Source organism: Zavarzinia sp. CC-PAN008 (assembly GCF_051903925.1).
Lineage (GTDB): Bacteria > Pseudomonadota > Alphaproteobacteria > Zavarziniales > Zavarziniaceae.
In genome coordinates this window covers 2,522,518-2,540,602 of record NZ_CP173678.1, presented here as the reverse complement: position 1 = coordinate 2,540,602, position 18,085 = coordinate 2,522,518, and the positions used below count along the sequence as shown (strand labels likewise).

The following is an 18,085-nucleotide window of genomic DNA, read 5'->3' as shown; positions in this document are numbered from 1 at the left end:
GACGTCCCAGCACCTTGGCCAAGACCGTCCACATCAAGACCTATGGCTGCCAGATGAATGCCTATGACAGCGGCCGCATGGCCGACGTCCTGGCGCCACTTGGCTACCGCACGACCGAGGTCGTGGAGGGGGCCGACATGGTCATCCTCAACACCTGCCACATCCGCGAGAAGGCGGGCGAGAAGGTCTTTTCCGACCTGGGTCGCCTGCGTCCCCTGAAGCAGGCGCGGGAGGCGGCGGGTGCGGCGATGACGATCGTCGTCGCCGGCTGCACCGCCCAGGCCGAGGGGGAGGAACTGCGCCGGCGCGCGCCCATCGTTGACGTCGTGGTGGGGCCGCTTGCCTATCACCGCCTGCCCGAACTGGTCGCCCAGGCGGTGCGTCAGGGCGGCGGCGTGCTCGACACAGACATGCCGGCCGAGCCCAAGTTCGACGCGCTGCCCGCGCAATCGGCCAGACCCGGCGTCAGCGCCTTCCTGACCGTGCAGGAAGGCTGCGACAAGTTCTGCAGTTTCTGCGTCGTCCCCTATACCCGCGGCGCCGAGTACTCCCGCCCCGTGGCGGAGATCGTGGACGAGGCCAGGCACCTCCTCGACCTTGGCGCGCGCGAGATCGTCCTGCTGGGCCAGAACGTCAACGCCTATCGCGGGGCCGCGACCGATGGAACGTCCTGGAGCCTGGGACGCTTGATAGAGCGTCTGGCCGAGCTTCCGGGATTGTCGCGCTTGCGCTACACGACTTCGCATCCCCTGGACGTGGACGACGCGCTGGTCGCGGCGCATCGCGACGTGCCCGCGCTGATGCCGTTCCTGCACCTGCCCGTGCAGTCGGGCTCCGACCGGATCCTCGCCGCCATGAACCGCCGGCATGACGCGGCGACCTATCTCCGCGTGATCGAGCGGCTGCGCAAGGCCCAGCCGGCCCTGGCCTTCAGTTCCGACTTCATCGTGGGTTTCCCCGGCGAGTCGGAACGCGACTTCCAGGCGACCATGGCCCTGGTGCGGGAAGTCGGTTTCGCCCAGGCCTTCTCGTTCAAGTACAGCGCCCGCCCCGGCACGCCCGCGGCCAACCTGGACCTGCGGATCGACGATGCGACCGCGACTGCGCGCCTGCACGCGCTGCAGGCCCAGTTGTGGCAGGACCAGGAGGCGTTCAACCGCGCCCAGGTCGGCCGCGTCCTGCCCGTGCTGATCGACGGTCCCGGGCGGCACTCGGGCCAAGTCCATGGCCGCTCGCCCTACATGCAGGCGGTCCATGCCGAGGCGTCGACCGTGGAACCCGGAACGATGGTCGCGATGCGCATCGTCGAAGGCCGGCTCAACAGCCTGGTCGGGGAGCCCGCGGCCCCGCCGGCGGCGGCCGCGGCTTGAGCGACCCCGACCCGGCCGGCGGGTCCACGCCCGGCGCCGTGATCATCGAGTTCCCGGATTCGCGCGCCCTGCCCCGCCTGTTCGGCGAGCATGACGTGAACCTGGCCCGCATCGAGCGGCGGCTGGGCGTCCACCTGTCCAGCCGCGGCAACCGCCTGTCGCTGAGCGGCCCGGCCGACCGCACCGCGATCGCCCGCGCCGTGCTCGACGCGCTGTACCAGCGGGCGGAGGCCGGCAACGAACTGGGCCCGGGCGAAGTCGATGGGGCGATTCGCCTGGCCGAGGCGCCGGACTGGGACGAGCAGGCGGCCGGCGGCCTGGCGATCAAGACCGCGCGCCGCCTGATCCGCCCCCGCTCGCCGGGCCAGAGCGCCTACCTGCACGCCCTCCAGCGCAACGAGATGGTGTTCGGCATCGGTCCAGCCGGCACGGGCAAGACCTACCTGGCGGTGGCCAAGGGCGTCTCGCTTCTGCTGGAGCGCAAGGTCGAGCGCCTGGTCCTGTCCCGCCCCGCGGTCGAGGCGGGCGAGAGGCTGGGCTTCCTGCCTGGCGACCTGAAGGACAAGGTCGACCCCTATCTGCGCCCGCTCTATGACGCGCTGCACGACATGCTGCCGGCGGAGCAGGTCCAGCGCCGCCTGGATTCGGGCGAGATCGAGGTGGCGCCCCTGGCCTTCATGCGTGGCCGGACTCTGGCCCATGCCTATGTCATCCTGGACGAGGCCCAGAACACGACTCCGGTCCAGATGCGCATGTTCCTGACGCGCCTGGGCGAGAACGCCCGCATGGTGATCGCCGGCGACCCCAGCCAGGTCGACCTGCCCCCTGGCACGCGCTCCGGCCTGGTCGATGCGCTGGGCACGGTCGAGGGGGTGGACGGGATTGGCGTCGTGCGCTTTGCCGAGCGGGACGTCGTGCGCCACCATCTCGTCGCCCGCATCGTCGAGGCCTATAACCGCCGCGATGCGGCAGAGCGCCTGGCCCGGTGAGGCGATGAGCACGACCGGCGAACCGGCGGGCCCGACCGGCCCGCGCGACGACGACGCAGCCGACCTGCATCGCGCCCGGCAGCTGCTGTCGGCCACCGCGATCCGGGCCTTGTCGCAGGACGTCTGGACCCGCTGGCGCCCGGTGCTGGACGTGCCCATCCTGCTGGGCTTCCTGCTGGGCATGGCCCTGCTCTATGCCGGGCCGCTGCCGCAGGACCGCCCGATTCCGCCGCTGGATTCGATTGCCGACCAGACGATCCGCGCCCATCGCGACGTGCTGGTAGAGGACAAGGCGGCAACCGCCATGCGCCGCGCCAACGCGGCCGAGGCCTCGCCGCCAGCCTATGACTACGATCCCGAACTCTATTACCAGCAGGGCCGACCGATCGTCGCCGCGGTCGAGGCGATGGCGGCACGGGCCCGCGAAGGCACGCTGGACGCCGCCGGCCGGCGCGAGGCATTCCAGCAGGAGCTGGGCGTGCCGGTGCCGTCCGGTACCTTCGACCTGATCGAGAAGCTGGACAACCCGTCCGATCTCGCCGCCGCCATCACCTTCTTCCTGAACATCGCGCTGGATCGGATGGTGGTGGCCGACCGCGCCGACCTGCCGGGCGAAGGCCCGCTGCTGGTCCGCGATGCCGGCCGGGGCGGCGTCCTGACACGGGCCAACAGCAACAGCGTAATGGACATCGCGCTGTTGCGCCGGCAGATGCAGGCGCGCGCGGCGACCGCGCCCTATGGCTCCGCCCGCTCGGTGCGCACCTTCGCGCTGGAGACGGCGAACACGCTGGCCCGCCCGAACCTGATCGCCAACCCGGACCTGACGGCGGAGCTGCGCGACGCGGCAATCGCCAAGGTCGAGCCCGTGCTGCTGCGCATCGCCGATGGCGAGGTGATCATCCGGGAGGGCGACCGCGTCACCCGCTCCGTCCAGGAACGCCTGCGCATGCTGAACGCGGGCGAGGCCAGCCGCCCGGCCTGGGCCGAACTGGCGGCACTGGCGGCGCTGGCACTGCTGCTCCTGGTCCTGTCGATCTCGCTGCTGCGGCCCCAGGTCCGCGGTGGCGAACTGGGACGCAAGCAGTACTACCTGGTCCTGACGGCGCTGGCCGCGACCAGCCTGGTGCTGGCCGTCACCCACCAGCTGGGCCCGATCCTGGCGGAGGCATTCGGCCTGCCGGCGCGGCTGGGCGCGCTGATGATGCCGGTCGCCCTGGTCAGCCTGCTGCTGGCGCTGCTGCTGGATCTGCGGGTGGCCCTGCTGGCCGGCCTCTCCGTGACGCTGCTGACCGCCTACAAGACGGGCACCGACGCCTGGCTGGTCGCCTATCACATGGCCGGGGTCCTGGCGGCCGGCATCGCTGCGCGCCGCCTGCGCCGCCGCTCCGACCTGCTGCGCGCGGCCCTGCTGGTCGCCCTGGCGCAGCTGGCGCTGGTGCCCATCGTCGCTATCCTGGGCTTCACCGGGGTGCAGCAGGATCTGGGCACCGCCGCCGGCGTCGTCGTTTTCATTCTGGTCCAGGCGGCCCTTGTCGCCGCCCTGGCCGCGGTGCTGCTGCCCGTGCTGGAAGTCGTGTTCGATGCCGCGACGGACATGCGCCTGCTGGAACTGGCCTCGGCCGACAATCCGCTGCTCAAGGAACTGGCGCTGCGCTCGCCCGGCACCTACTACCACTCGATGGTGATGGCGAACCTGGCCGAGACGGCAGCCGATGCCATCGGTGCGCGCGCCCTGCAATGCCGGGTCATGGCGCTCTATCACGACATCGGCAAGATGAAGCGCCCCAGCTACTTCGCCGAGAACCAGCGGACCGGCAACATCCACGACCGGCTGCCGCCCGAATTGTCGGCGCGGATGATCTTTGCCCACATCAAGGACGGCATCGACCTGGCCCGCAAGCATCGCCTGGGCAAGCCGGTGATCGACGCCGTGACCCAGCACCAGGGCACGACGCTGCTGCGGATCTTCTACGAAAAGGCGAAGGACCGCGCCCGCACGACGGGCGAGACGATCGACGAGCAGGAGTTCCGCTATCCCGGTCCCCGCCCGGTGACGCGCGAATCGGGGATCCTGCTGCTGGCCGACTCGGTCGAGGCCGCGACCCGCGCGCTGAAGGACCCCGCCCCGGCGGAGGTCCGGGCCCGCGTCGCCTCCGTCATCCGGGGCAAGGTCGAGGACCGCCAGCTCGACGATTGCCGCCTGACGCTGGGCGACCTGGCCCGGATCGAGGAGGCCTTCGCACGGGTGCTGACGCTGGGCATCTATCATGCCAGGATCGAATACCCGCCCGCCCCCCGGCTGGCCGATGCGCCCCGCGGCGCATCGGTCGAGCCCTTGCCATCCGACGATGCTCGAAATCGAAACGTCCATCCCCTTCCCGGCCTGGGCGAACGCGCTTCCTGAGGTCGAAGACCTGGTGCGCTCCGCCGCCCAGGCGGCGCTCGACGCCGCACTGACGGCGCGCGTGCCGGCGCATGGCCCCAGGCTGGAGGGGGAGCTGTCGCTGATCCTGACCGACGATGCGGAGGTGGCGGGCCTGAACCAGACCTGGCGCGACAAGGCGGGACCGACCAATGTCCTGTCCTTTCCGGGCCTGGAGCCGGATGAGATCGCGGACGCCGAGCCTGGCCGGCCCCTGCTGCTGGGCGATGTCGTCGTGGCGTTCGAGACCACCGCGCGCGAGGCCGTGGAGCAGGGCAAGCCGCTGGCCGATCACCTGCGCCATCTGGTTGTGCACGGCGTGTTGCATCTTTTCGGTTATGATCACCTCACGGAGGACGAAGCAGGCATCATGGAGCCGCTCGAAACGGCAGTGCTGAGCAGCCTTGGCGTGCCCGACCCCTATGCGGAAGGCGACGCCCAATGAGCGAGGCCGGCGGCAGTAGCGGGGCGCGCGACGCGCGCCGCTCCTGGATGAACTGGCTGCGCGCCCTGGCGCGCGGCCAACGCCCCGACCAGAGCCTGCGGGCAAGCCTGGAAGGCGTAGTCGACGACCACCCCGAAGGCACCGAGGAGGAGCAGGCGCTGATCCGCAACATCCTGGATTTCCGGGAATTGTGGGTCGACGACGTGATGGTGCCCCGCGCCGATATCGAGGCGGTGGCGCATGACGCCACGCTGCCCGACCTGGTGCGCAGCTTCACCGAGACGCAGCATTCGCGCATGCCGATCTTCCGCGGCTCCCTGGACGACGTGCTGGGCGTCATCCACGTCAAGGACCTGCTGCCATTCTGGAACGATCCGTCGGGCTTCGACCTCGACCGGATCAAGCGGCCGATCCTCTTCGTGCCTGCTTCCCTGCCGGTGAAGGACCTGCTGGTCCGCATGCAGGCCGAGCACGTCCACATGGCGATCGTGGTCGATGAATATGGCGGCACCGATGGCCTGGTGACGATCGAGGACATCGTCGAGGAGATCGTCGGCGACATCGAGGACGAGCACGACGTCGAGGAGCAGCCGATGCTGGCCGAGGCCGCCGACGGCGCGATCGAGGCCGAGGGCCGCACCCCGATCGAGGCACTGGAAGCGATGATCGGGCAAAGGCTGGTGTCGGAGGCCGAGGAGGAGGAGATCGACACGATCGCCGGCCTGGTCTTTGCGCTGGCCCAGCGCGTGCCCGCCCTGGGCGAGGTGATCGAGCATCCCTCCGGCGTCCGCTTCGAGATCGCCGACGCCGACCCGCGCGTGATCCGGCGCCTGCGCGTCTGGCGCCCCAGCCTTGCCACGCCTGGCTCGCTGCCGCCGGCCGCGACGGCGTGACGGGTCCCCGGCTTGCCGCTGACTGACCGCCTGGCGGCCGGGCTGGCCGCAACGCGCGGGTGGCGTGCCCTGGCAATCGCCTGGGCGCTGGGCGCGCTGGCGACGCTGGCGCTGCCGCCGCTCGGCCTCTGGCCCGCCCTGTTCGTCAGCCTGCCGGGACTCGTCTGGCTGCTGGATGGGCGGGTCGGTGCACGTCAGGCCTTCGCGATCGGCTGGGCGTTCGGCACCGGGCACCTGATGACTGGCATCTACTGGCTGTCCTTCGCGATGCTGGTGGAGCCGGAAAAGTTCGCCTGGCTGATCCCCATCACGCTGACCGTCCTACCGGCGGCGCTGGCCCTGTTCTTCGGCGCCGGCACGACGCTGGCCTGGCTCCTGGGCTGGCGCCGCGGTGCGGCAGGCCCGGCCCGGGTGGTCGCCCTGGCCGTGGGCTGGACCATCCTCGACTATGCGCGCGGGCACGTCCTGACCGGCTTCCCCTGGAACCTGCTAGGCTATGCCTGGAACGCCGTGCCGCCCGTGCTCCAGGGCCTCAGCCTTGTTGGCATCTATGGCCTGACCTTCCTGACGGTCCTGGTCGCGGCCAGCCCGGCACTCCTGGCGGGGAAGAGTGCGGGTCCCGGCCGCCGGCTGATCGCCGTCGCCTCCGGCGGCATCGCCATCGGCCTGCTCGTCTTCGGCATCAACCGCGTCCCGGCCGATCCGATGCCCACGGTGCCCGGGGCCATGCTCCGCATCGTCCAGGGCAATATCGACCAGCGTCGCAGCCGGACCGACACGGAGCGGGTGGCCAATGTCCGCCACTACATGGCGCTGACTGCACAGGCCCCCCGGGGTGCGGCGCCGCGTTTCGTCATCTGGCCCGAATCCGCCAGTTCGTTTGCCCTGAACCTGGATCCCGCGTCGGCCGCGGTGATCGCCCAGGCGGCCCCGGCCGATGGCCTGCTGCTCACCGGCTCGATCCGGATCGAACGGACCGGCGACGGCGATGACGCGATCCAGGCCTGGAACAACCTGGCTGTCCTGGCTCCCGGCGGGGCGATCGTCGCCAGCTATGACAAGCACCACCTGGTGCCGTTCGGCGAGTTCCTGCCCCTGCGCTCCGTCCTGTCGCTGATCGGCATGGACGCGCTCGCCGCCGGCGCCGTCGACTTTTCGCGCGGACCGGGACCCCAGACGCTGAACCTGCCCGGGCTGCCCCCCGTCTCGCCGCTCATCTGCTACGAATCGCTGTTCCCCGGCGAGGCGGTCGCCCCCGGCCCGCGGCCGGAATGGCTGGTCAATGTCACCAACGATGCCTGGTTCGGCACCAGCTGGGGCCCCTACCAGCACCTGGCCGCGGCGCGAGCACGCGCGATCGAGCAGGGCCTGCCGCTAGTGCGCGCCGCCAATACGGGCATCTCGACCGTGTTCGATCCCTTTGGCCGCGCCCTTGGCCAGCTGGACCTGGGCACGGAGGGGGTGCTCGATGTGGCCCTGCCGCGACCGATCGCCACGCCGACGCTCTATGCGCGCACCGGCGACGTTCCCCTGCTGGTGGTTCTGGCCGTTGCCAGCATCGGCCTGCTGGGCATCGGCCGGCTTGACCGCAGGCACGATCCGCCCGCATAGGATCCTATGCGGTCCCGCGAGCGGACCCTGCGTTCCCGGCATGCGAGGCGATATCCGGATATGTCCCGCAAACGGGATCAGGTGGACCCTGCCTTGGCCGCCATGCTCAAGGACCGGCGCGAGGCGGCAAGCCTGCCGATGTGGCGGGTGGCTGAGGAACTCGACCTCAGCGTGACCCAGATTCAGAAGTACGAAAGTGCGCAGACCGCACTGACCACCGTCCGCCTGCGGGAATTCGTGGCCTTGCTGGGCTTTGACCCGTTGCCCTTCGTGACGCCGCAGGAACCCGCGCACAGCCCCTATCCCACGTTGGAGCACGAGGGTGCAGCGCGCCTGCACGAGGATGCGGAGCCGTTCGCCGCGGCACCGCGCGTTGCGACCGATGCGGAGGAGGAACAGGTGCTGGCGCGCTACCGCGCCCTGTCACCGCCACTCCGGGGGGCCGTCCTCGCCCTCCTGGCCACACTGGCGGAGGAGGCGCAGGCCGCCGGCGCGCCGGCCGCCAATGCCAGGACCCGCGGCTCAACCCAGGCAGCACAGGACAGGTCAAGACGGTCGGGCGATCGGTAGTCCGGCGTCGCACTGTACTTGCGCTGCTTGACGGGGTTGATCTCACTTGCGATCAATCCCCGCTCGTTTTTCGTGGGGATCATCGTGAAGCGCCACAGCTACCTGTTCACCAGCGAATCCGTGTCGGAAGGTCATCCTGACAAGGTTTCCGACCGGATCTCGGATACGATGGTCGACCTGTTCCTGGGCGTCGATCCCTATGCCCGCGTCGCGGTCGAGACGCTGACCACCACCAACCTGATCGTCCTCGCGGGCGAGGTGCGCAGCGCCACCCCGGTGACGCCCGAGCAGATGGAGCACGCCGCGCGCGAGGCCGTGCGCGACATCGGCTATGAGCAGGACGGCTTCCATTGGAAGAACGCGGAAGTCCAGGTTCACGTCCATCCCCAGTCTGCCGACATCGCGCAGGGCGTCGATGCCAGCGGCAACAAGGACGAGGGAGCCGGCGACCAGGGCATCATGTTCGGCTATGCCTGCACCGAGACCGACGCCCTGATGCCGGCGCCGATCTACTATTCGCACAAGATCCTGAAGAGCCTGTCCGAGGCGCGCCGCGCCGACCCGAAGTCGGGTCTTGAGCCGGATGCCAAGAGCCAGGTCACGCTGCGCTATGTCGACGGCAAGCCGGTTGGCGCCACGTCGGTCGTCGTCTCGACCCAGCATGCGGCCGGCCTGACCCAGGAGCAGGTGCGCGAGATCGTCCGCCCCCACGTGCTCAAGGTCCTGCCCGAGGGCTGGATGTGCCCGGAGGCCGAGTTCTATGTGAACCCGACCGGCAACTTCGTGATCGGCGGTCCGGACGGCGACGCCGGCCTGACGGGGCGCAAGATCATCGTCGACACCTATGGCGGGGCCGCCCCGCATGGCGGCGGCGCCTTCTCGGGCAAGGACCCGACCAAGGTCGACCGTTCGGCCGCCTATGCCTGCCGCTATCTGGCCAAGAACGTGGTCGGCGCGGGCCTGGCCGAACGCTGCACGATCCAGATCTCCTACGCGATCGGCGTGTCCAAGCCGCTGTCGCTCTATGTCGACCTGCACGACACGGGAAATGTCGACGCGGACAAGCTGGAGACCGTGCTGGCCGACATCATGAACCTCAGCCCGCGCGGCATCCGCGAGCACCTGAAGCTCAACCGTCCGATCTATGCCCGGACCTCGTCCTATGGCCATTTCGGCCGCGAGCCCGATGCCGACGGCGGCTTCTCGTGGGAGAAGCTGGACCTGGTCCAGACGCTGAAGGGCGCATTCTGAGGCCCGCTTTCCGATCGTGAGCGACGAGAGCACCCTGGCGGGCGCTGCGGACGAGGTCCCGCAGCGCCCCAGCAGCCGGCGCGTCTGGGGCCGCCAGTCCGGACACAAGATCCGCCCGGAGCGGGCCCGCGTCGTGGCGGACGCCCTGCCTCGCCTGACGGTGCAGCTGCCGCCCGACGGTCCCCTGGATCCCCTGTCACTGTTCGACGGCCTGGGGTCTGCGTGGCTGGAGATCGGCTTTGGCGGCGGCGAGCACCTTGTCGCCCAGGCCGAGGCCAATCCCGGGACGGGCCTGATCGGCTGCGAGCCGTTCCGCAACGGCGTGGCCAAGGCGGTGAGCGAGGCGGAGGCGCGTGGCCTCGCCAATGTGCGCGTCTGGTCCGACGATGCCCGCCTGCTGGTCCAGCGCCTGGCGACAGCCTCCCTGGCGCGGGCCTTCATCCTGTTCCCCGATCCCTGGCCCAAGGCGCGCCATCACAAGCGGCGAATCGTGGAGCCGGTGCTGCTTCGCGACCTTGCGCGCGCCCTCGCCCCCGGTGCCGAGCTTCGCCTGGCGACCGATCATGCGGACTACGCCGAATGGATGCTGGCGGCCCTGCCCCAGGTGGCCGACGTGCTGTCGGTCGTCGCGGTGGAGCGCAGCCGCCCGGCAGCCTGGCCCGCAACCCGTTACGAGGCCAAGGCCCTGGCCAAGGGCCTTGCCCCCCACTACATCACGGCGCGGCGACAAGACGCTTGAAGCCTTGGCACGCTTGACCTAGTTTGGCGTCGTGCTCGCCTGATGCGGGCCGCGAAAGTGGGCCGCGTCGCCCACTTTTTCGTTTCCGGACGGTTGTGCCGGAACGTCCCGGGATTCCTGGCCCCGACGTGATGGGCCCCGTCTTGCTGGTGCGGAGGATATGGACGCTGCTGCGCGGATCGCGGATCTGATCGCGCCTTCGGTCGAAGCCATGGGCTTCGTCCTGGTGCGCGTGCGCCTGGGCGCCGGCCGGCGCCCCGTGCTCCAGATCATGGCCGAACGGCCGGACGGCACGATGAACGTGGAGGACTGCGCCGACCTCAGCCGCGCCGTCTCCGCGATCCTCGACGTGGAGGATCCCATCACGGGCGAATACACGCTCGAAGTCAGTTCCCCCGGCATCGACCGTCCCCTGATCAAGGCAGACGACTATGTCCGCTTCGCCGGCTTCGACGCGAAGGTCGAAACCGCCGTCCCGCACGAGACGCGCAAGCGCTTCCGCGGCCGCCTGCTCGGCCTCGACGCGGAGGGCACCCGCATCCGCATCCAGGACGGCCCGACCGTGTTCGAGGTGCCCCTGCGCCTGGTCAGGGAGGCCCGCCTGCTGCTGACCGACGAGTTGATCGAGGCCAGCCTGAAGGGCAGGCTGCCGGGCGTCCTCAAGGGGGCAGAGGCCCAGTCCACCGATTCCCGGGACGATGGCAGCGCGCCGCCGTCGCCCATTGCGTTCACCGAACCCAGCGGAACCTAGTCATGGCTGTCAGTGCAAACCGGCTGGAACTCCTGCAGATCGCCGAGGCGGTCGCACGCGAGAAGAACATCGACCGCATCGTCGTGCTGGAGGCGATGGAGGAGGCGATCCAGAAGGCCGCCCGCTCGCGCTATGGCAGCGACAACGAGATCCGGGCCGAGATCGACGCCAAGACCGGCGAGATCCGCCTGCAGCGCCTGCTGGAAGTCGTCGACGACGTCGAGAACGACGCGACCCAGATCGGCCTTGCCGACGCCACCGCGCGCAATCCGGCGGCCCAGGTGGGCGACTTCCTGTCCGAGCCGCTGCCGCCCATCGACTTCGGCCGGATCGCGGCGCAGACCGCCAAGCAGGTCATCGTCCAGAAGGTGCGCGACGCCGAACGCGAGCGCCAGTACAACGAGTTCAAGGATCGCATCGGCGAGATCGTCAACGGCATCGTGAAGCGGGTCGAATACGGCAACGTCATCGTCGACCTGGGCCGGGCCGAGGCGATCATGCGCCGGGACGAGGTCCTGCCGCGCGAGAACTTCCACAATGGCGACCGCGCCCGCGCCTATATCTACGACGTCCGGCGCGAGACGCGCGGGCCGCAGATCTTCCTGTCGCGCACCCATCCCCAGATGATGGCCAAGCTGTTCGCCCAGGAAGTGCCCGAGGTCTACGACAACATCATCGAGATCAAGGCCGTCGCCCGCGACCCCGGCAGCCGGGCCAAGATCGCGGTGCTCAGCCGCGACAGCTCGATCGACCCCGTGGGCGCCTGCGTCGGCATGCGCGGCAGCCGCGTCCAGGCCGTGGTGAACGAACTCCAGGGCGAGAAGATCGACATCATCCAGTGGTCGCCCGACCCCGCCACCTTCATCGTGAACGCCCTGGCCCCGGCCGAGGTGGTGAAGGTCGTGCTGGACGAGGAAACCCGCCGGATCGAGGTCGTGGTGCCCGACGACCAGCTGAGCCTGGCGATTGGCCGTCGCGGCCAGAACGTGCGCCTGGCCTCGCAGCTTACCGGCTGGGACATCGACATCCTGACCGAGGCCGAGGAGAGCCAGCGCCGGCAGGAGGAATTCCGCCAGCGCAGCGAGATGTTCGCCCGCGAACTGGACATCGACGAGACGATCGCCCAGCTGCTCGCCGCCGAAGGTTTCTCCTCTGTCGAGGAAGTGGCCTATGTCCCGCCGCACGAGCTGATCGACATCCAGGGCTTTGACGAGGGCCTGGCCGAGGCGCTGCAGGAGCGGGCCCGCCAGAAGATCCAGGAGCAGAACGAGATCCTGGACGGGCAGCGCCGCGAGATGGGCGTCGAGGACGACGTCGCCGCCCTGCCCGGCATCACGCCCGCCATGCTGGTGGCGCTGGGCAATGCCGGGATCAAGACCCTGGACGACGTGGCCGACCTGGCGACGGACGAGCTGATCGACGCCAAGGATGGCGCCCTGCGCGAATTCGGCCTCGATTCGGCAGACGCCGAGCAGATCATCATGGCGGCGCGCGCCCACTGGTTCGCCGACGAGGAGGGCTACGCCGAAGCGGACGAATCGGCTGGCGACTATGCGCCTGACGAAGGCGAGGTCGTCGAGGGGGAAGAGGCCTTCGCCGATGACGCGGCGGAGGATCAAGCCGATCGCGACGCCAACGCCTGACGCCGCGCCGCAGGCGGACCTGCCCGCGGCATCCGACATCGAGGATCCGAATACGCGCCGGTCGATCGTGACCGGTGCGCGGGCGGACCCCGCGACCCTGGTGCGCTTCGTCGTGGCGCCGGACGGCACGGTGACGCCGGACCTGGCCCGGCGTCTGCCCGGCCGCGGCGTCTGGGTCGAGGCCGAGCGCGCACGTATTGAAGAAGCCGCGGCCCGCCACCATTTCAAGAGAGCTTTCTCCCGCGCCGGCGTGTCCGGCCCGATCGTCGTGCCGGATGCGCTGGCGGACCAGATCGAGGACCTGCTGGTGCGGCGCGCGATGGACCTGCTCGGCCTTTCGCGCAAGGCGGGTGAGATCACGACCGGATTCGAAAAGGTGCGCGAGGCACTTCTGGCCGGTCGCGTTGCCGTTCTTTTGCATGCCAGCGATGCACGTCCGGATGGCAAGTCCAAGCTGGACCGCACCGCGGCAGGCATTCCGCGCAACGAGATCCTGACCGGTGCCGAATTGAGCTTGGCACTTGGCCGGGAAAATGTGGTACATGCTGCCCTCCACCCGGGCCGCTTATCTGAACGATTTAGCGCTGAGACGCGCCGCCTCGGCGGATTTCGTATTCAGCCGTGTGATAACCCCCGGCGCACAGCGGACGATGCATGAGTGAAGTGAAAGACTCCGACGACAAGAAGCTGAGCCTGGGCGGGTCGCGGACGACCCTCCAGTACACGGCGAAGAAGGTTGAGGCTTCCGGCCAGGTCCGGCAGAGCTTCTCCCATGGCCGCAGCAAGCAGGTTGTCGTCGAAACCAAGAAGAAGCGCACGTTCTCGCCGCACGACGCGGCGGCGGAAGCGTCGCGCTCGGGGGAGGCGCCGCGCCCATCCGGGCTGGCGCCGCGCGGGCCCGCGCCCGCGCCCCAGGGCGGCAACGCTCCATCCACCGCTCCAGCTCAGGCACCCGCTCCGGCCGCGGCCCAGGCTCCGGCAGTCCAGGCTCCTGCCGCCCAGGCGCCAGCAGCTCAGGCCCCTGCCGGCCAAGCCGCGACACCTCAGGGCACAGCAGCTCCGGCGGCCGGACAGGCCACCGGCACCGCGCCGCGGTCGCCCAACGTCCTGCGGGCCAGCCCTCCGGCGACGCCGGCCGAGGCGCCGGCCGCACCGGCACAGCCGGCCCCCAGCGCCGCGGCACCCGCCGCCGCCGAGGTCCGAGCCGATGCCACCCCCGCGCAGCCGGCCGCGCCGGCCGCCGATGCCGCCCCGCCGGCTGAGCAGCGCCGCGCCGTGCCGATGCAGGGTCCCAAGATCCTGTCCGGCCCCCTGCCCCGCCAGACCACGCTGGTCCAGCCGGTGCGTCCCGCCGCTCCGGTCGAGGCGCCCCCCGCGCCGCCGAGCCAGGGGCCGCGTCCGGTCGCCGGACAGGTCCTGCGGCCGCAGCCGATCCCCGGCGCTCGTCCGGCAGCCCCGGGCCAGCCGCAGAACCAGGGCCAGCGCCGCGACGCGCCGGGCAATCGCCCCGGTGCGCCCGCCGGCGGCCGTCCGGGCCAGCCGGCGCCGGGCGCCAGCCAGCAGAGCCGCCCCGGCGCGCCCAGCGGTGGCAACGCCTCACGCGGCCGCGTCGTCCTCCGCTCGCTGACAGAGGACGAGAAGGCAGCCCGCCTGCGCGCGCTGGAAGGCTCCAAGATCGCCGACCAGAAGGCCCGCGAGCAGGCCGAGCGCGACGCCCAGCGCCGCGTGATCGAGGAAGCCCGCCTGGCCGAGGAGCGCGCAGCCGCGGCCAAGCGCCAGGCCGAGGAGGACGCCCGCCGCAAGGCCGAGGAGGAATCCAAGCGCAAGGCCGAGGAAGAGGCCAAGCGCCGTCTCGAATCCGCCCCGCCGCAGGTGCCGCAGCGCGCCGCGGCCGAGGCCGAGGAGGACGATCGCGCCCGCCGTCGTCCCGGCAATGCCAGCGGTCCCGCGCGGCCCGGTGGCCCCGGCCGCGCCCCGGTCCGCCCCGCCCCGGCGCCCAGCCGCGGCAAGGGCGCGCCGACGCGGCGCGACAGCGGCAAGATCTCCGTCGTGCGCGCGATGGACGACAACGAGCGCACCCGCAGCCTGTCCGCCTGGCGACGCCAGCGCGAGCGGGAGCGCCGGTCGCATCATGAGGAAGAGCGGACCAAGGTCGTGCGCGACGTTGTCGTCCCCGAATCCATCACGGTGCAGGAACTGGCCAACCGCATGGCCGAGCGTGCCGCCGACGTGATCAAGCGCCTGATGACCATGGGTGTCATGGCGACGATCAACCAGTCGATCGACGCCGATACCGCCGAGCTGCTGGTTCAGGAGTTTGGCCACCGCCTGCGCCGCGTGTCGGAGTCCGACGTCGAAGTGGGCCTGACGGGCGACGACGACCTGGACGAACACCTGCTGCCGCGCGCGCCGGTCGTAACCGTCATGGGCCACGTCGATCACGGCAAGACCTCGCTGCTCGACGCCCTGCGCTCGACCGACGTGGCCGCGGCCGAAGCGGGTGGCATCACCCAGCATATCGGCGCCTATCAGGTTCAGCTGAAGGGCGGGCAGAAGATCTCGTTCCTGGACACGCCGGGCCATGAGGCATTCACCGCCATGCGCGCCCGCGGCGCCAAGGTGACGGATATCGTCGTCCTGGTCGTCGCGGCCGATGACGGCGTGATGCCCCAGACGATCGAGGCGATCCGCCATGCGAAGGCGGCAGACGTGCCGATCATCGTGGCGATCAACAAGATCGACAAGCCCGACGCCAATCCGAACAAGGTTGCCCAGGAACTGCTGCAGTACGAGATCGTGCTGGAAGAGCTGGGCGGCGACACCCTGTCGGTGCCGGTGTCGGCCAAGGAGAAGCTGAACCTCGACAAGCTGGAGGAGACGATCCTCCTGCAGGCCGAGCTGCTCGACCTCAAGGCCAATCCGGATCGCGCCGGCGCCGGCGTCGTGATCGAGGCCCAGCTCGACCGTGGTCGCGGCCCGGTGGCAACCGTCCTGGTCCAGCGCGGCACCCTGCGGGTCGGCGACATCTTCGTGGCCGGCAGCGAGTGGGGCCGCGTGCGTGCCCTGATCGACGATCGCGGCCGCAGTCTGAAGGAGGCCGGCCCCTCCGTTCCGGTCGAGGTCCTGGGCCTTGGCGGCACGCCGGGTGCGGGCGACGAGTTCCAGGTGGTCGAGGACGAGAGCCGCGCCCGCGAGGTCACGAGCTTCCGCCAGCGGCGCAAGAGCGAGACCCGCCGCACCGCCGGTGGCCGCGCGACGTTGGAGCAGATGTTCTCCAAGATCCGCGAAGGCCAGGTCAAGGAACTGCCCGTCGTCATCAAGGCGGACGTCCAGGGTTCGGCGGAAGCGATCGTCAACACGCTGGACGGCCTCGCGACCGACGAAGTCGCGGTGCGCATCCTGCACTATGGCGTGGGCGGCATCACCGAGTCGGACATCAACCTGGCCCAGGCGTCGAACGCGCCGATCATCGCCTTCAACGTCCGTGCGACGAAGCAGGCCCGCGACGCGGCCGAGCACGAGGGCGTAGAGATCCGCTACTATTCGGTGATCTACAACCTGCTCGACGACGTGAAGCAGGCCCTCTCGGGCATGCTGTCGCCGACCCGGCGCGAGGTCTTCCTGGGCAATGCGGAGATCCGACAGGTCTTCGACATCACCAAGGTGGGCAAGGTCGCCGGCTGCTACGTCACCGAAGGCCTGGTCAAGCGCGGCGCCAAGGTGCGCCTGATCCGCGACAACGTCGTGATCCACGAGGGCACGCTGTCGACGCTCAAGCGCTTCAAGGATGAAGTGAGGGAGGTCAAGCAGACCTTCGAGTGCGGCATGGCCTTCGAGCATTACGAGGACATCCGCGTGGGCGACATCATCGAGGCCTTCGAGGTCGAGGAGATCGCCCGCACGCTCTGACACGAGCAGCCCCCCGGTCCATTCGTGGCCGGGGGGCTCACGCGTTGGGACCGTTCGTTGCCCGCCCATCCCCGCCATCGCGGGGATGGGTGCTTTTTTTCAAGGAACAAGACCATGGCACGGCAGAGCCGTGACAAGGGACGGGACGGCGGCCGCGACACGGGCCGCTCCGGCTCGCCCGATCGTTCGTCGGCGCGCGACGCCGGCCAGCGCCAGCTGCGGGTGGCCGAGGTCCTGCGCCACGCCTTGTCCGAGGTGCTGATGCGGGGCGAGATGCGCGATCCCGACCTGCAGAAGGTGGCAATCACCGTGGGCGAGGTCCGCATCTCGCCCGATCTGCGCAATGCGACCGCCTTCGTCCTCCCCTTGGGCGGCGCCAAGGCCGATGCGGTGGTCGAGGCGCTGAACCGTTCGGCCCCCTATCTGCGCGGGCGCCTGGGCCGTGCCGCCGACCTGCGCTTTGCGCCGAACCTGTCCTTCGTGCTCGACCGGTCCTATGACGAGGCGGATCGCATCGGCGCCCTGCTGCGCTCCGGCCCTGTCGCAGCCGACCTCAGGCATGCCGATGACGAAGAGGACGACTAGGCCGCTCAGCGGCTGGATCGTCCTCGACAAGCCGCTGGGCCTGGGCTCGACCCAGGCGGTCGGCCGGGTACGCCGCATCACCCAGGCGGCCAAGGTCGGCCATGGCGGCACGCTCGACCCGCTGGCGACCGGCGTCCTGCCGATCGCTTTGGGCGAGGCGACCAAGGCGATGGCCTTCGTCCTCGATTCGGACAAGACCTACCGCTTCACGATCCGCTTCGGCACCGCGACAACCACCGAGGACGCGGAGGGCGAGGTGATCGCGTCCAGCGACGCCCGCCCGGCCGATGCCGCGCTGCGGGCCGCCCTGCCCCGCTTCACCGGACCGCAGCAGCAGGTCCCGCCCGCCTTCTCCGCGTTGAAGGTCGATGGCCAGCGCGCCTATGACCTGGCGCGGGCTGGCCGTCCGCCCGACCTGCCGCCGCGGGCCGTGGTGATCCACCGACTGGAGCTTGTGGACCGCCCCGATGCCGACCATGCGACGCTCGAAGTCGCCTGCGGCAAGGGCACCTATGTCCGCTCCCTGGCGCGGGACCTGGCCCTTGCCCTGGGCAGCGTCGGCCATGTCGCGATGCTGCGGCGGACGCGCGCGGGGCCGTTTGACGTGCGCATGGCCGTCACGCTCGAGACGCTCCAGGAAGCAATTGAGTCAGATCCGGACTTGAGCCATAGTCCGCCGCTTGAAGGAGCCCTGCTCCCGGTTGTGACCGCGCTGGCCGACATCCCGGCACTGGCCATAACCGAGGAGGACGCCTGCCGTTTGAGATTTGGGCAGGCGATCAGGGTTCCGGGCACCGGTCCAGCATCCGGCTCCCTGCTTGAACGCGCCATGGCAGCCGGTCACCTGGTTGCCATCGTCGAACGTGCAGGATCGGACGTGCGCCCGGTGCGAGTCTTCAACCCCTGA

The 18,085-nt window shown here is 70.3% G+C and carries 15 protein-coding genes; all 15 read left to right on the top strand.

The genetic code is table 11. The features are described 5' to 3' along the window. Positions 1 to 14: 14 nt before the first annotated feature. The 15 genes from miaB (at position 15) to truB (ending at position 18,085) form a co-directional block, all read left to right on the top strand. Entirely contained in the window at positions 15 to 1,370 is a 1,356-nt protein-coding gene (gene miaB, locus ACI6GS_RS11945) for a tRNA (N6-isopentenyl adenosine(37)-C2)-methylthiotransferase MiaB (protein ID WP_439813673.1), read from the top strand. Beyond that, entirely contained in the window at positions 1,367 to 2,359 is a 993-nt protein-coding gene (locus ACI6GS_RS11940; RefSeq protein ID WP_439813672.1) for a PhoH family protein, read from the top strand. Before miaB ends, ACI6GS_RS11940 begins: the two co-directional genes overlap by 4 nt. Positions 2,360 to 2,363: 4 nt before the next feature. Continuing rightward, complete coding sequence (locus ACI6GS_RS11935; RefSeq protein ID WP_439813671.1) at positions 2,364 to 4,763, top strand: HD family phosphohydrolase; 2,400 nt, start codon at positions 2,364 to 2,366, stop codon at positions 4,761 to 4,763. Further along, positions 4,708 to 5,226: an rRNA maturation RNase YbeY gene (gene ybeY / locus ACI6GS_RS11930; protein WP_439813670.1), complete on the top strand. Its 519-nt coding sequence runs from the start codon at positions 4,708 to 4,710 to the stop codon at positions 5,224 to 5,226. The genes ACI6GS_RS11935 and ybeY overlap by 56 nt, the downstream gene beginning before the upstream one ends. Beyond that, entirely contained in the window at positions 5,223 to 6,119 is an 897-nt protein-coding gene (locus tag ACI6GS_RS11925; protein WP_439813669.1) for a hemolysin family protein, read from the top strand. Before ybeY ends, ACI6GS_RS11925 begins: the two co-directional genes overlap by 4 nt. Before the next feature lie 12 nt (positions 6,120 to 6,131). Continuing rightward, complete coding sequence (lnt, locus tag ACI6GS_RS11920; protein WP_439813668.1) at positions 6,132 to 7,730, top strand: apolipoprotein N-acyltransferase; 1,599 nt, start codon at positions 6,132 to 6,134, stop codon at positions 7,728 to 7,730. 60 nt (positions 7,731 to 7,790) lie between these two features. Further along, positions 7,791 to 8,300 carry a helix-turn-helix domain-containing protein gene (locus ACI6GS_RS11915; RefSeq protein ID WP_439813667.1) on the top strand — a complete coding sequence of 170 codons (510 nt, stop codon included), beginning with the start codon at positions 7,791 to 7,793 and terminating at the stop codon, positions 8,298 to 8,300. Positions 8,301 to 8,384: 84 nt separating this feature from the next. Continuing rightward, positions 8,385 to 9,551: a methionine adenosyltransferase gene (gene metK / locus ACI6GS_RS11910; RefSeq protein ID WP_439813666.1), complete on the top strand. Its 1,167-nt coding sequence runs from the start codon at positions 8,385 to 8,387 to the stop codon at positions 9,549 to 9,551. A gap of 16 nt (positions 9,552 to 9,567) precedes the next feature. Beyond that, positions 9,568 to 10,290: a tRNA (guanosine(46)-N7)-methyltransferase TrmB gene (gene trmB / locus ACI6GS_RS11905; protein WP_439813665.1), complete on the top strand. Its 723-nt coding sequence runs from the start codon at positions 9,568 to 9,570 to the stop codon at positions 10,288 to 10,290. 160 nt (positions 10,291 to 10,450) lie between these two features. Next, positions 10,451 to 11,041 (top strand): ribosome maturation factor RimP, encoded by a 591-nt coding sequence (gene rimP / locus ACI6GS_RS11900; protein ID WP_439813664.1) that lies wholly within the window; start codon positions 10,451 to 10,453, stop codon positions 11,039 to 11,041. Positions 11,042 to 11,043: 2 nt separating this feature from the next. Next, the gene (nusA, locus tag ACI6GS_RS11895) at positions 11,044 to 12,684 is read left to right on the top strand and encodes a transcription termination factor NusA (RefSeq protein ID WP_439813663.1); all 1,641 of its coding nucleotides are present in this window, start codon (positions 11,044 to 11,046) and stop codon (positions 12,682 to 12,684) included. Next, entirely contained in the window at positions 12,641 to 13,342 is a 702-nt protein-coding gene (locus tag ACI6GS_RS11890) for an RNA-binding protein (RefSeq protein ID WP_439813662.1), read from the top strand. The genes nusA and ACI6GS_RS11890 overlap by 44 nt, the downstream gene beginning before the upstream one ends. Continuing rightward, positions 13,339 to 16,593: a translation initiation factor IF-2 gene (gene infB / locus ACI6GS_RS11885; RefSeq protein ID WP_439813661.1), complete on the top strand. Its 3,255-nt coding sequence runs from the start codon at positions 13,339 to 13,341 to the stop codon at positions 16,591 to 16,593. Before ACI6GS_RS11890 ends, infB begins: the two co-directional genes overlap by 4 nt. 114 nt (positions 16,594 to 16,707) lie before the next feature. Next, on the top strand, positions 16,708 to 17,178 hold the full coding sequence (gene rbfA, locus ACI6GS_RS11880; protein ID WP_439813660.1) for a 30S ribosome-binding factor RbfA: 471 nt from the start codon (positions 16,708 to 16,710) through the stop codon (positions 17,176 to 17,178). After that, positions 17,159 to 18,085 carry a tRNA pseudouridine(55) synthase TruB gene (gene truB / locus ACI6GS_RS11875; RefSeq protein ID WP_439813659.1) on the top strand — a complete coding sequence of 309 codons (927 nt, stop codon included), beginning with the start codon at positions 17,159 to 17,161 and terminating at the stop codon, positions 18,083 to 18,085. Before rbfA ends, truB begins: the two co-directional genes overlap by 20 nt.

Coding starts and splice junctions, on each gene's coding strand:
- rimP (WP_439813664.1), top strand. CDS start 10,451: ATGGACGCTGCTGCGCGGATCGCGGATCTGATCGCGCCTTCGGTCGAA.
- ACI6GS_RS11890 (WP_439813662.1), top strand. CDS start 12,641: ATGACGCGGCGGAGGATCAAGCCGATCGCGACGCCAACGCCTGACGCC.
- ACI6GS_RS11915 (WP_439813667.1), top strand. CDS start 7,791: ATGTCCCGCAAACGGGATCAGGTGGACCCTGCCTTGGCCGCCATGCTC.
- truB (WP_439813659.1), top strand. CDS start 17,159: ATGACGAAGAGGACGACTAGGCCGCTCAGCGGCTGGATCGTCCTCGAC.
- infB (WP_439813661.1), top strand. CDS start 13,339: ATGAGTGAAGTGAAAGACTCCGACGACAAGAAGCTGAGCCTGGGCGGG.
- ACI6GS_RS11935 (WP_439813671.1), top strand. CDS start 2,364: ATGAGCACGACCGGCGAACCGGCGGGCCCGACCGGCCCGCGCGACGAC.
- nusA (WP_439813663.1), top strand. CDS start 11,044: ATGGCTGTCAGTGCAAACCGGCTGGAACTCCTGCAGATCGCCGAGGCG.
- ybeY (WP_439813670.1), top strand. CDS start 4,708: ATGCTCGAAATCGAAACGTCCATCCCCTTCCCGGCCTGGGCGAACGCG.
- rbfA (WP_439813660.1), top strand. CDS start 16,708: ATGGCACGGCAGAGCCGTGACAAGGGACGGGACGGCGGCCGCGACACG.
- ACI6GS_RS11925 (WP_439813669.1), top strand. CDS start 5,223: ATGAGCGAGGCCGGCGGCAGTAGCGGGGCGCGCGACGCGCGCCGCTCC.